The following is a 14086-nucleotide window of genomic DNA, read 5'->3' on the forward strand; positions in this document are numbered from 1 at the left end:
GGAGGAAACAAGAATGAAAAAAAGAGTAGTAATTACAGGAATGGGAGTTGTTTCACCCATTGGAAATACAGTTGATGAAATGTGGAATAGTATTACTCATCAAATCTGTGGAATTGATGAAATTACGCATTTTGATACAACTGATTATAAAGTCAAATTAGCAGGTGAAGTTAAAAATCTTGATAGTGAATACTATTTTAGTAAACGTGAATTAAAGTTTAATGATCGTTTTACACAATTTGCAAGGATTGTATCTAAACAAGCAATTGAAAATGCAAATCTTGATTTAGAAACAATCAATAAAGATCGTTTTGGAGTGATTATTGGTTCTGGAATTGGTGGTGTAGAATCCATTGAAAAAGCAGAACAAACTTTATTCAATCGTGGTCCATCAAAAGTTTCTCCTTATTTTATACCAATGACTTTAATCAATTTAGCAGCTGGAAGTGTAGCTATTGATTTAGGAGCCAAAGGGCATGTTTCATCTGTGGTTACAGCATGTGCGGCTGGGACAAATGCAATTGGTGAAGCATTTCATAAAATTAGAGATGGTTATGAAGATGTAATGATTGCTGGAGGAAGTGAAGCTTCTATTACACCATTAGCAGTTGCGGGATTTGCGTCAATGAAAGCTTTGCATACTGGTGTAGATAAGAATCGTGCTTCGATTCCTTTTGACCAAGAACGTAGTGGCTTTGTCATGGGTGAAGGAGCAGCAGTTCTTGTATTAGAAGATTTACAACATGCTTTGAATCGTGGTGCAAAAATCTATGGTGAAATTGTTGGCTATGGAGCGACTTGTGATGCTTATCATATGACTGCCCCATTATCTGATGGAAGTGGTGGTGGAAAAGCAATGAAGAATGCTTTAGCTGATGCTTCATTAAAACCAAGTGAAATTGATTATATCAATGCGCATGGAACAAGTACACCTTTAAACGATAAAACAGAAACTGCTGCAGTTAAATATGCTTTTGGTGATCATGCCTATGCTTTAGCCATGTCATCAACAAAATCATATACAGGACATCTTTTAGGTGCCAGTGGTGCTTTAGAATCTGTTATTTGTTTAAAAGCTTTAGAAGATGGTTATATTCCAGCGACTATTCATTATCAAAATAAAGATGAAGAATGTGATTTAGATATTGTTGCTAATGTTGGAAGAAATCAAGACATTCATTATGCCATGAACAATTCATTAGGTTTTGGTGGGCATAATGCTTCATTAATATTTAAAAAATGGGAGGAAGAATAATGTTATATAATTCTAATGAAATTCAAAAAATTATTCCTCACCGCTATCCTTTTTTGTTGGTAGATTGTATTGAAAGTATTAGTGAAGATGGAAAAACAATTGTTGGGAGAAAATGTGTGACTGCTAATGAAATGCAGTTTTTAGGACACTTTCCTGATAAACATGTGATGCCAGGTGTTTTAATTATTGAAGCCCTTGCTCAAACAGGTTGTGTTTTGTTATTGTCAAAAGAAGAAAACAAAGGAAAAATTGCTTTCTTTGCCGGTATTAATAAAGCTAGATTTAAAAGACAAGTCATTCCTGGAGATGTTTTAACTATGACTGTCACTTTGACAAAAGAAAAAGGTGGCATTTATTTTGCCACCATCCAAGCGAAAGTTGAAGATGAAATTGCAGTAACTGGGGAAATTATGTGTGCTGTGGGGGAATAACCTTACGAATAGACACTTCACCAGATTGTAAGATTTTCTCTTGACCATCAACGATTAATGTTAAACTTGCATCATCGTTAATTGCAGACACATAAGCAGGATATTGCTGATTGTTTTCATAAACCATGATGTCTTGGTGTAAAACATAGGAATGTTGTCGATAGGTTTTAAGAAAAGATAGACTTGATAATTTTGAATAATCATCATAGAAGAAATTTAAAAAATCTATGATGATTTTTTGTCTTGGAACAAACAAATCGCATTGATCTTCAAGACAACCCGCAATCCCTTGTAAATCCTCTGGCATATCATAGTGATGGACATTGATTCCAACCCCTACAATCATACTCTCAAGACGAGCCGTATTCATTTCTAAACTTGCTTCACATAAAATACCACAGACTTTTAAATCATTTAAAATAATATCATTCACCCATTTGATTTGGGGAAATAAAGGATAATTCTTTTGAATAGCCTTGACAACTGCTACTCCACAACAAGCTGTAATCTTTAACGAATCATAAATCGTTAAATTAGGTTTTAACATCAATGACAAATAAATACCCTTTTGACAAGGCGAATGAAAACTTCTGCCATTACGACCTTTACCACTTGTTTGTTGATTAGCAATAATGATATCTCCTTGCTTAAAATCATGTGTTTTCATATATTGATTGGTTGAGTCAATCTCATCAAAATAATGAATATCTTGATAAAAACTTGGTATTTTCTCCTTGATTTGCTCAATAAAAATCACATCATTCTCAAGTGTTAAACAATATCCTTTCTTTGTAGATGTTTGAATATGATAGCCTTTCTCTTTTAATTTTTTGATTTGTGTAGATATTGTCATTCTTGAGACATGTAATTCTTCACTGATTTGTTGGCCAGAAATAAAATGACCTTGATGTTTTTGTAATATTTCGAGTAATTTCTTTTCCATGAGCACATTATACTGCACAGTTTCAAAATTATCAAGAATATCAAAGTCATGGGTTAAGATTTGGAGTTGTCAAGGAGCATCAAATTGTTTCTGGTGAGTATTCTGATATTTATTATCATCATCTTGCTTTAGCAACTATATGTAGTGTTCCATTGATTTTAGAATATTTATAAAATCATTTATATCCGTCTTGTGATGCTTAAAATAAGTATGACATCGTAGAAATGATTATATGATTGTAATGTGATATTGTCCTTATTAGGTAAATTTTAACAATAAAGATAATATTGTATAATAGCTTAAGTATAAGTGAGGGAAAAATATGAAATTAAGCTATCAAGTTGGACAAAAACCATTATGGAGTCAACTCTACGATATATTAGAAATGCGTATATTAAGTGGTGAATATAAAGAAGGGGATACTTTACCTAGCGAAGTTGCTATTATGCAAGAATTTGATGTTTCAAGAATAACAGTGAGACAAGCTATGGATAAATTAATTCAAGCTCAATTGATTTCTCGTCAAAGAGGCAAGGGGACTGTTGTTTTAAAGTATAAAAATAAAGTGACAACAGCTTTTCAATCTTCTTTTCAAGAAGTAAAAGAAAAGAATCAATTAAAAGATCGACAAGTTATAGCAGTTGAATCTGTAAAAGCTCCTAGTGAAGTTGCATATTTTTTTGATATTCCTACATCTGATTCAGTTATAAAACTAACCCGACAAACTTTTATTAATGAAGAAGTTGTTGCTTGTTATGAAACCTATCTGCATCCACTTGTTCCATTGACAGTTCAGGATGATTTTAAAGGTTCTTTGTATACAAAATTAGAAATAGCATCCTATCCTATAACAAATGTTATGGAAAAAATATCAGCCGCACTAATAAGTACACAAGAAAAAAAGATATTTTCAATTGAGCAAGATGAAGCAGTGATGCATCGTATACGAATGGGGTATTCTCATGATTTGGCAATTGAATATACATATGCGACTTATCTTGCTAGAGGATATGAATTAATAATAGATTTAAAATAATAAAGTTTATCAACATATGATGATGTGTTGATAGACTTTATTTTCTTTTCAATAAAATGTTATGACATTGTGATGTTATTATTGCAAATCAGCAAGATAAGTACTATAATAATATTGTAATGTTATGACTATATAAATATATAATTTATTGCTATAACAAATCTTGAAAATATAAAATAAAAGAAAATTTCAATGAATAATATAAATTTTTGTATCATCATATTTTGATAGACAATGCATACACATTTTTATTTATCATAAATTATAGATGTAGGGTTTTAAGAGTTGAGTTTAATGAAAAAATATATCTTCTAAAATGATATCTTATTCAACATTCATTATCTTTTCATTAAACTCACTCCCTAATTTTGAGGTTAGTTAGTTTGTAAAGACAATTGTTTTAAACGATATGCCTATTACATAAAGAAATAGAGGTGATAAACAAAGAAAGACGGCAAGACAAAATTGAATAATATTATTTAAAAAGAGGAGGAAGTATATCATGAAAAAATTTTTAAAGGTCTTGTTAGCAGGTGTTTTAGTGTCAGGAGCACTCGTTGGATGCTCACAATCAGATTCTAAAGATGCAGGGAAGGTTGTTATTTATTCACCAAATACTGAAAATGAAGTGAATAGTATTATTCCAGCATTTGAAGAATCAACAGGTATTAAGGTAGAATTGGTACAAGGAAAAACTGGAGAAATGGTAACTCGTATTGATTCAGAAAAGGGAAATCCTCAAGCAGATATTCTTTGGGGTGGAATGAATTTAGGGGTTTATACAACAAATCCTGATCTATGGGAAAAATATGTTTCACCTAATGAAAATTTGATTGATGAAAATTATCGTAATACAACTGGATATTTTACTAATTATTTATTATCTGGTTCAGGATGTTTTATCTTAAATAATAAGTTAATAAAAGAATTAGGTGTAGAAGTAAAAGGTTACAAAGATTTATTAAATCCAAAATTAAAAGGAAAAATTGCTTCAGGTGATCCAACTTCATCATCAAGTGCTTGGGCTGAATTAACAAATATGTTACTTGTTATGGGTGAAAAGAAGTATGATGATAAAGCTTGGGATTATGTAAAAGATTTTGTTAAACAATTAGATGGTGTTGAATTATCAAGTTCTTCAGCTGTTTATAAAGGTGTTGCTGAAGGTGAATATGCAGTCGGTGTTTCTTATGAAGATCCTTGCGTTTCATTACTTCAAGATGGTGCTGATGTCACAGTTGTTTATCCAGAAGAAGGTGCGGTTTGGTTACCAGCTGCCGCTGCTGTGATTAAAGGGGCACCAAATATGGAACAAGCTAAAAAATTTATTGACTTCCTTATCTCTGATGAATGTCAAAAAATTATTAGTGGATTAACAGTACGTGGAACAAATACAAAGATGAAATCTACTAATAAATATATGAAACCAATGTCTGAAATTAACGTAGCTTATGAAGATATTAAATATTGTGCTGATCACAAAACTGAATGGCAAGCTAAATATGCAGAAATAAAACGATCAGTCAAATAAAAATGAAGATTGGAGAAAATATATGAGCGTCGAAATTAAAATTAATAATGCCATTAAAAGATATGGTGATAATACAATTATTGGCGATCTTTCTCTAGATGTCAGGGAGGGTGAATTTTTCACTCTCCTTGGACCATCTGGATGTGGGAAAACAACATTATTACGTATGATTGCTGGCTTTAATTCTATTGAAGGTGGAGATTTTTATTTTAATGATAAGAGAATCAATGATATTGATCCAGCTAAAAGAAATATTGGAATGGTTTTTCAAAACTATGCGATTTTTCCTCATTTAACAGTCAAAGATAATGTCGCTTTTGGTTTGAAAAATAAAAAAGTTCCTAAAGAACAAATTGAAGTTGAAACAACTAAGTTTATGAAGTTAATGCATATTGATCAATATGCTGATCGTTTACCAGAAAGATTGTCAGGTGGTCAACAACAACGTGTTGCTTTAGCAAGAGCACTTGTCATTCAACCTGATGTTTTGTTGATGGATGAACCATTAAGTAACCTAGATGCAAAGCTACGTGTTGAAATGCGTACAGTCATTAAACAGATTCAAAATAATGTTGGAATTACAACTGTTTATGTGACTCATGATCAAGAAGAAGCAATGGCTGTTAGTGATCGTATTGCTGTTATGAAAGATGGAGATATTCAACATATTGGAACACCTAAAAATATTTATCAAAGACCAGCTAATTTATTTGTTTCTACATTTATTGGTAGAACAAATGTTTTAAAGGGTCAATTGGTTATAAAAGATGAAAAATGTTATTTAAAATTAACTGATGATTATATGGTTTTAATGGATAATATTAAAACCGAAGAACAAAAAGACATGAATGTTGTAGCATCAATTAGACCAGAAGAATTTGTTATTCATACCAATCATCATGAAGGATTAAAGGCGATTGTCGATGAGAGTATTTTCTTGGGGTTAAATACTCATTATCTTGTACGTAGTGAAGATGGTGAGGAATATGAAATTATTCAAGAATCGAAGATTGATAGTATTATTGAAAAAGGAACTGAAATTTATTTAACAGTTAAATCTGAAAAAATTAATATTTTTAATGAGGATGGTAGTCGTAATATATTAAATGGAGTTCAAAATGATGGTGAACAGTATTTTAAGAAAAAGGAATAGGTGATAAATATGGATAAAAATAAAAAGAAATTTGATGTCTGGCATGTTATTACAATTTCACTTATTGCTTTATATGCTTTATTTTTGCTCTATCCATTATTTTGCATACTTAAAGAATCTATTATTGCAAATGGAAAGTTCACTGTTGAATATTTTATTGAATTTTTCAGTAAATCATATTATTTTGAAACTCTTATCAATTCTTTTGTTGTATCAGTATGTGCCACTGTTGTCACTTTAATTATTGGTGTTCCCCTTGCATATTTTTATAATATGTATGAAATTAAAGGAAAATCAATTATTCAAATTATTATTATTTTATGTTGTATGTCAGCACCGTTTATTGGGGCATATTCTTGGATACTTTTATTAGGACGTTCTGGCTTGCTGACAAATTTAATAAAATCTCTTACTGGTTTTACAATGCCTAGTATTTATGGATTTAAAGGTATTTTACTTGTTTTATCTTTACAACTCTATCCATTAGTTTTCTTATATGTTTCAGGAGCCTTAAAGAATATTGATAATTCTTTGTTGGAAGCATCAGAAAATATGGGATGTTCAGGGGTTCGTCGCTTTTTTAAGATTATTGTGCCTTTATGTATGCCTACAATATTAGCTTCTACGCTTTTGGTATTTATGCGTGCTTTTGCTGACTTTGGGACACCATTATTGATTGGTGAAGGGTATAAGACTTTCCCCGTTGAAATTTATAATCAGTATTTTGGTGAAGTCGGAACAAATCATAATTTTGCGGCAGCAATTTCAGTTATTGCAATTATTATTACAGCGATTATCTTCTTGGCTCAAAAATGGGCAAGTAATCATTATTCATTTAAAATGAATTCTTTACATTCTGTAGAACGTAAAAAAGCTCATGGTATTTCTAATATTTTAATGCATATTTATGTTTATTTTATTGTTGGGATTGCTTTTTTACCACAAATTTATGTTATGTATACATCGTTTTTAAAGACAAGAGGATATATTTTTGTTGGTGGATATTCATTAGATAGTTATAAGCGGATTGCTGGTGATTTATGGAATGCAATTGGAAATACATTCCTGATTGGTGGGATTGCGTTAATATTTATTATTGTTGTTGCGATATTGATTGCATATCTTGTAGTGCGTAGGAGAAATTTAATGAATAATATTATTGATACTTTATCAATGGTTCCTTATATTATTCCTGGTTCGGTTGTTGGGATTGCCTTGGTCATTGCTTTTAACCGTCCACCTCTGGTTTTAACAGGTTCAGCAATTATTATGATCATAGCCTTAATTATTAGACGACTTCCTTATACAATTCGTTCATCAGTAGCCATATTACAACAAATCCCAATGACGGTTGAAGAAGCTGCTATATCATTAGGATGCTCAAAATTACAAGCCTTTTTTAAAGTAACTGTTCCAATGATGGCAAATGGAATTCTTTCAGGAGCTATTTTGAGTTGGGTTACGATTATTACTGAATTATCAACAGCAATTATTCTTTATAATCGTAGTACCATTACTTTAACATTATCAATCTATGTTCAAGTCTCTCGTGGTTCATATGGAACAGCTGCAGCTTATGCAACAGTATTGAATTTAATTACTATTCTTTCATTACTGATATTTATGAAATTATCAAAAACAAAAGAAATTGCCTTTTAGTTATGGAGTACTCATTTTGAAAATGGGTACTTTTATTTTGGATAAACTATACATTTTGACTAAATAAGAGTAAAATAGAATGTGTAAGGGGGAATGAACAATGGCTACATATGAAGATGCTTTGGATATTGTGACTTTGCATGCAAGTGAAATAATAGCACGTTCTGATACGGATCAGATTGTATCTGATTTATATATTGTTATGAGTGAAAAGTGTGAAAGTGGCTCATTATTGAATAATCTTAATGGGATTGAAAGAATTTTTTATTTGTGCTGTAATTTTGATGAAGCAATGAAAAATGGTGGAATTGGTGAATTTTATCGTCAGGATTCTGGAAATTTTGCGAATGAGACAGTTGAAGCATTATTAGAAATAGGGGCTAAAAATTCTGCCTTGATTTTAGATAAGGGAAATGGTGTTTTTAAAGAAGGTGTTGTTCCTGAGGATAAACTGGCACGCATTGAGGAATTGGATAGTCTTGATATTAATGATATTTCATGGTTATTTGATGAATTAGACAGAGAATTTTCGTTGCATCAAGATAATCTCAATGAATTAAACTTACGATATGTTTTGGCTAATAAAGAAGCTTTTATGTAATGGTAATGATTGTTTTTTTATAAAAATGTCTATATAATGAAAATGAGGTGAATAAAAATGGATTATTTTGACAAGATTAAAGAGAGATTAGCATCTAAATTAAAAGGAAAAGAATTAACTAAGGATTCCTCATTTAAAGATTTAGGGATTGATTCTTTAGATTTAGTAGATTTAGTTTTTGAATTAGAAGAAGAAATTGGTGTTGAATTTGAAGATAATGAATTGATGCAAATTAAAACCGTTCAAAATTTATTAGATTTAATTGATTCTAAAAAATAGGGGATAGTATCCTCTATTTTTGTTTAGGAGGCGAAAAAAATGATATATCAAGTTGATAATCAGAAATTAAAAGTTAAGATTCAAGATATTCAAGATGATCATATGTATATAGCGATGATGTCGTTAGATGAATTAAAGACATGTTATAGAGAGTATCATATTACTGAAAGATCGTTATTGCGTTGTGAGGAGACCTCAATGTTGAATCAAAATATTATTATTCCTCATCGACAATATTACTATGGTCTTATTAATTTGATTAATGCGAGAGATGTTTTTGTAAAAAAAGATTCATTAGCCTTTTTCATTTTTAAGAATTTATTTTTAGTCGTTGTGATTGATGATGAAGATCATCATATTAGTGAAGTCTTTCAATCATCAAGTGACTATGTATTAGAAAAAGGTGTTTCCATTACGCGCTTGGTTTATTATTTTTTAAGTGAATTGATTTCAAGAGATTATCAATATATTGAGGATCTTCAAGAAGAAATTGAGGATTTAGAGAGTCATGATAGTGAAGAAGAATCTATTCATTTTACGAATCAATTAAGACAATTAAGTAAAGAATTATTATTGTTAAGGAATTATTATGATAATCTTGTTATTATTGGGGAAGATTTACAAATGAATCATCATCATATTTTCGAAGATGATGATATGCGATATTTTGAAATCTTTACCCGAAGAATTGAGCGTCTTTCTAATAATGTTCAAATGCTTAGAGAATTATTGAGTCAAGCTTATGAAGCTCATCAGTCTAAATTGGATTATAAATTAAATAAGACAATGCAGTTTTTTACTGTAGTAACAACTGTTTTTATGCCATTAACATTAATTGCTGGCTGGTATGGAATGAATTTTAAGAATATGCCTGAGTTATCAAGTCCATATGGATATTTGAGTGTTATTTTAGTGAGTGTGAGTGTTGTTGTTTTATTGATGCTGTGGTTTAAAAAGAAAAAATTTCTATAGAAAAAGAAGCGTGTTATGAACGCTTCTTTATTTTATAAATGATTCTATTGGCATATGGAATAGCTGCGAGTTCTTCAGGGTGATCAGCATATAAGTAAAAGATAATTACAAAATAAACAATGATGCCAATGACAACTGATAAGATTAGTGGAATAAAGACTTTCTTTGTTAGCGTAAAGAGTCCATAGTAAATAAGACCAACAATGACTCCCATTGCTAAGGAGGCTAATAAAGGTAGTAAATATGTACGTCTTATTTCTTGTTTATAATGAACTTTATGACGCAAGGCTTTTTGATTTAAATAACAAACTTGTAAACCATAGAAACAATTACCAATAACTAAAGAATATAAACCTAAAGGTGTAAAAATTAATAAAACAAATGTAATAATGCAATGCCATATTAAAGCTATAGCAGCATTTTTTAGTGGAATATTTACTTCACCAATTGCCTGTAAGATTCCATTGGTAAGTGTCGATAAGCCAAAGAAAACAACTCCAGGACTACCAACTGCTAATAAAATCGTTGCCAGTTGTAAGGTGTCTTTTTGTGGAAAGAGGATACCCATGATTGGAAATGCAAGAACACTCATTCCAACAGCTGAAGGAATTAAGACCATCATTGTTACTCGAATGCCTGAACGAATGTGTTCTTTAGTTTCTTTATAATTTTTAATAGCCCATGAAGATGAAATAGCTGGTATTGCAGCTGTTGACATAGCTGAAGCTAATGCAACCGGAACATTTTGTAAAACAATATATTCGCCAGAATAAACGCCAAACATAGTTACAGCTTCAACCCCTGTACCCATAGCATAATAGTAAATGTACATATCAATTGTTGTAACAAGATTATAGATACATGTTGCAAAGATAATTGGAGTAACAATATTTAAAATCATTCTAAAGATACTTTTATAGGAATCTTCATAATCATCAGGATCATTTTTAACAATTAAATTATTCTTACGTTTTAAATACATAAGAGTCATATAAATTAGACCAATTAAAACACCAACCCCAGTTCCTAGGGCACTTCCAGCTGCTCCTATTGAAGCTAATTGGCTCCCTCCAACACTTAAATAAGGTTGAATGAATAAATAAGCTGCACCAACAGAAACAATTGCATTAAAGACTTGTTCAATAATTTGTGAAATAGAAGTATAGACCGTCGTTTGATGAGCTTGGAAATAACCTCTAAAGACCCCTAGTAATCCTGATAAGAAAATTGTAGGACATAGAACCCTTAAAGCCATAACAGCATTTTTAGGAACGATAAAAGGCGCAATAAAAAATGCAACAATAGCGGCTCCCCCACCAATGGCACAAATATAAATAAAAGAACATCTTAAGATCTTTTGAACATTATTATATTGATTTAAAACTAATTTTTCAGAAATAAGCTTGGAAATAGCAGTTGGTATACTATAGGATGAGATTAATAAAATCAAAGCATAAATATTATATGCTGTAGAATAATACCCAATTCCTTCAGTTGAAATTAAAGATGTCAATGGGCTTCTGTATAAAACACCTATAATACGTACAAGTATACCAGCAACAGCTAAAATAGATGCTTGTTTAACTACGGAACGTGTTCGATTCATACTGGACCTCGCTTTCTACAGTGTCTATTATAACATTAATTTCTATAAAATCAAAAATCATTTCATATTATATCATTTTCGCTATTTTTCATATCTTTTCCACACGACTTTGTTACAATACATACGATAAATAAGGAGGGATAAATGTGAAACATAAATCTTTTCGTATAGTTTGTGTTGTTTTAAGCTTAATTATTTTTATAAGTGGAATTTATTTTGGTTATCATTATTTTTTTGATAATGATGTCATTGATTATGGAGTTTCTATTGGAACATGTTATATCCCAACTTATCATAGTACAACGCAAAAATCATTAAAAACGCAAGAAGATCAGCACATGAATATCATTGCTATTGGAAATAGTGATTTATATAGTGCTTTTCAACCCCTTCAATTATGGCATGAACAAAAATTAACATCAGCTATTTTGGCCGAAGCCAATACAAATATGCGTACAGCTTATTACATATTAAAAGAAAGTTTGAAATATCAAAAACCAGAATTAATTATTTTAGAAGTTGATCAGTTTTTCGAAGAAAAAGAATTAAACAATGAACAACGTGATTTCAAAATTGCTCATCAATATATTGATGAGGTATTAATTCATAATAAGGCAGTAAAAGTTAAAAATAAATATTTAAAATTACATGGTTATTATTATAAGGATCATGTTGTTCAATATAAAAAACAATTTTCATATATGCAACAAACAAAGTACAAAGCACAAGTCAACAAACATGTCAAAACATATTTGCCACAATTTGTTGATCTGGCTAAAGAAAATCAATGTCAAATTCTTTTTGTATCTTTTCCTTCAGCATCTTCTTGGAGTTATCGTAAACATAATGCTGTTCAGGAATATGCTCAGCAATATGGAATCCCTTTTATTGATTTTAATACAGATACACAATTAACTGATTTTAATTGGTTAACGGATAGTCGTGATGGAGGGAATCATTTGAATTATTCTGGTGCAAAGAAAATGACAAAATATTTAGGTGAATATTTAAAAGAGCATTATCAATTTTTAGAACATCAAAATGAAAAAGATAATCAGAAATGGGATAAGGAATATGAAGATTTTCTAAAAATATTATAGGAATGTAAGACGGTTTTTTTGAAAAAGTCAAAAATAAGATGAATATGTAATTTTGGTATACTCTTACGATAAATATGTGTTATAATATTTAAAAATATATCTTGGAGGAGAAATATGAACGAAAGTCGAATTTGTATTGCTTTAGATTTTCAAACAAAGGAAGAAGTTAAAGAATTTTTAGATCAGTTTGGAAATGAAAAACTTTATGTAAAAGTTGGAATGGAGCTTTTCTATGGTGAAGGAATTGAAATGATTAAGTTAATCAAAGAAAGAGGACATAAGATTTTCTTGGATTTAAAATTACATGATATTCCTAACACAGTAAAAAGTGCCATGAAACAATTAGCAAAGTTAGATGTAGATATGGTTAATGTTCATGCTTCTGGAAGTGTTGCTATGATGAAGGCAGCAATTCAGGGATTAGAAGAAGGGGCAATCAATGGAAAACGTCCACTATGTATTGCGGTAACTTGTTTAACATCTTTAGATCAAGAAGTTTTAGATAATGAGTTATTAATTCATGAACCATTAGCAGATGTGGTTTTAAAATGGGCACAAAATGCTAAAGAAGCAGGACTAGATGGGGTTGTATGTTCGCCACTTGAATCACAAATTATTCATGAACAATTAGGTGAAGAATTTTTAACTGTAACACCTGGTATCAGACTTGCAAGTGATAGTGTCAATGATCAAAAACGTGTGACAACTCCAGCAATGGCAAGAGAATTAACTTCAAGCTATATTGTTGTTGGAAGAACAATTACAAGAGCTGAAAATCCAGTTGAAACATATCAAGAAGTATATAGACAATTTCAAGGAGAGTAAAAAACATGGAAAGAAAAATTGCAAAAGATTTATTAGATATTCAAGCTGTCTTTTTAAGACCGAATGAACCTTTTACTTGGGCTTCAGGAATTAAATCACCAATTTATTGTGATAACCGATTAACATTATCTTATCCTCATGTGAGAAAAGATGTTGAAGAAGGGTTGGCATCATTAATTAAAGAACATTATCCTGAATGCGAATGTTTAATGGGTACAGCAACTGCGGGGATTGCTCATGCTGCTTTAGCTGCTGATATTTTAGAATTACCAATGGGTTATGTACGTGGTGGAGCAAAATCTCATGGACGTAATAATCGTATTGAAGGATTAGTAAAACCAGGAATGAAAGTTGTTGTTGTAGAAGATTTAATTTCTACAGGAGGTTCTTCTTTAGAGTGTGTAGATGCTTTAAGAGAAGCAGGATGTGAAGTGATTGGAATGGTGGCTATCTTTACATATGGTTTACCAAAAGCTACTGAAAACTTTGCTAAAAAAGATTGCACTTTCTTTACATTAACAAACTATGAAACATTAATTGAAGTTGCAGTTGAAAACAAATACATTCAAGAAGTTGATTTAGAAAAATTAAAAGCTTGGAAAAAAGATCCTAGTGATGAATCTTGGATGAATAAATAAGATTGCATAAGATATGAAAGGGAAGGGAAAATGACAAATTTAGTTGCAATCTTCCCT

14 protein-coding genes are annotated in these 14086 nt (G+C 30.5%); 12 read left to right on the top strand and 2 right to left on the bottom strand.

The window, feature by feature from the left end; translation table 11 throughout:
- Nucleotides 1-13 precede the first annotated feature (13 nt).
- Both fabF and fabZ read left to right on the top strand, forming a co-directional pair.
- Entirely contained in the window at nucleotides 14-1255 is a 1242-nt protein-coding gene (gene fabF / locus EDD60_RS00100) for a beta-ketoacyl-ACP synthase II (RefSeq protein ID WP_066444952.1), read from the top strand.
- Nucleotides 1255-1686 carry a 3-hydroxyacyl-ACP dehydratase FabZ gene (gene fabZ / locus EDD60_RS00105; RefSeq protein WP_066444954.1) on the top strand — a complete coding sequence of 144 codons (432 nt, stop codon included), beginning with the start codon at nucleotides 1255-1257 and terminating at the stop codon, nucleotides 1684-1686. The genes fabF and fabZ overlap by 1 nt, the downstream gene beginning before the upstream one ends.
- On the opposite strand, the gene EDD60_RS00110 is transcribed toward fabZ, so the two are convergent.
- The gene (locus EDD60_RS00110) at nucleotides 1664-2629 is read right to left on the bottom strand and encodes a biotin--[acetyl-CoA-carboxylase] ligase (RefSeq protein ID WP_066444955.1); all 966 of its coding nucleotides are present in this window, start codon (nucleotides 2627-2629) and stop codon (nucleotides 1664-1666) included. The two genes, fabZ and EDD60_RS00110, sit on opposite strands and share 23 nt — an antisense overlap.
- 322 nt (nucleotides 2630-2951) lie before the next feature.
- Here EDD60_RS00110 and EDD60_RS00115 point away from each other — a divergent pair, with 322 nt between their 5' ends.
- The 7 genes from EDD60_RS00115 (at nucleotide 2952) to EDD60_RS00145 (ending at nucleotide 9860) form a co-directional block, all read left to right on the top strand.
- A complete protein-coding gene (locus EDD60_RS00115) occupies nucleotides 2952-3665 on the top strand; it encodes a GntR family transcriptional regulator (RefSeq protein ID WP_066448638.1) in 714 nt (237 codons plus the stop codon).
- A gap of 502 nt (nucleotides 3666-4167) precedes the next feature.
- Nucleotides 4168-5196: an ABC transporter substrate-binding protein gene (locus tag EDD60_RS00120; protein ID WP_066448634.1), complete on the top strand. Its 1029-nt coding sequence runs from the start codon at nucleotides 4168-4170 to the stop codon at nucleotides 5194-5196.
- 22 nt (nucleotides 5197-5218) lie between these two features.
- Nucleotides 5219-6349, top strand: coding sequence for an ABC transporter ATP-binding protein (locus EDD60_RS00125; protein ID WP_066448633.1), 1131 nt, complete (start codon nucleotides 5219-5221; stop codon nucleotides 6347-6349).
- A gap of 9 nt (nucleotides 6350-6358) precedes the next feature.
- On the top strand, nucleotides 6359-8008 hold the full coding sequence (locus tag EDD60_RS00130) for an ABC transporter permease (RefSeq protein WP_066448630.1): 1650 nt from the start codon (nucleotides 6359-6361) through the stop codon (nucleotides 8006-8008).
- A 100-nt stretch (nucleotides 8009-8108) separates the two neighbouring features.
- Complete coding sequence (locus EDD60_RS00135) at nucleotides 8109-8609, top strand: DMP19 family protein (protein ID WP_066448625.1); 501 nt, start codon at nucleotides 8109-8111, stop codon at nucleotides 8607-8609.
- A gap of 57 nt (nucleotides 8610-8666) precedes the next feature.
- On the top strand, nucleotides 8667-8888 hold the full coding sequence (locus EDD60_RS00140) for an acyl carrier protein (protein ID WP_066448617.1): 222 nt from the start codon (nucleotides 8667-8669) through the stop codon (nucleotides 8886-8888).
- A 39-nt stretch (nucleotides 8889-8927) separates the two neighbouring features.
- A complete protein-coding gene (locus EDD60_RS00145) occupies nucleotides 8928-9860 on the top strand; it encodes a magnesium transporter CorA family protein (protein WP_066448613.1) in 933 nt (310 codons plus the stop codon).
- A gap of 13 nt (nucleotides 9861-9873) precedes the next feature.
- Here EDD60_RS00145 and EDD60_RS00150 read toward each other — a convergent pair whose 3' ends face one another.
- A complete protein-coding gene (locus EDD60_RS00150) occupies nucleotides 9874-11466 on the bottom strand; it encodes a putative polysaccharide biosynthesis protein (RefSeq protein ID WP_066448610.1) in 1593 nt (530 codons plus the stop codon).
- 146 nt (nucleotides 11467-11612) lie between these two features.
- Here EDD60_RS00150 and EDD60_RS00155 point away from each other — a divergent pair, with 146 nt between their 5' ends.
- The 3 genes from EDD60_RS00155 to pyrE all read left to right on the top strand — a co-directional run bounded on the left by EDD60_RS00155 (nucleotide 11613) and on the right by pyrE (nucleotide 14029).
- On the top strand, nucleotides 11613-12566 hold the full coding sequence (locus EDD60_RS00155) for an SGNH/GDSL hydrolase family protein (RefSeq protein WP_066448605.1): 954 nt from the start codon (nucleotides 11613-11615) through the stop codon (nucleotides 12564-12566).
- A gap of 114 nt (nucleotides 12567-12680) precedes the next feature.
- On the top strand, nucleotides 12681-13391 hold the full coding sequence (gene pyrF, locus EDD60_RS00160; protein WP_066448603.1) for an orotidine-5'-phosphate decarboxylase: 711 nt from the start codon (nucleotides 12681-12683) through the stop codon (nucleotides 13389-13391).
- A gap of 5 nt (nucleotides 13392-13396) precedes the next feature.
- A complete protein-coding gene (gene pyrE / locus EDD60_RS00165; protein WP_066448600.1) occupies nucleotides 13397-14029 on the top strand; it encodes an orotate phosphoribosyltransferase in 633 nt (210 codons plus the stop codon).
- Nucleotides 14030-14086: the final 57 nt, after the last annotated feature.

It is taken from the genome of Longibaculum muris (assembly GCF_004343035.1).
Classification (GTDB): domain Bacteria; phylum Bacillota_I; class Bacilli_A; order Erysipelotrichales; family Coprobacillaceae; genus Longibaculum; species Longibaculum muris.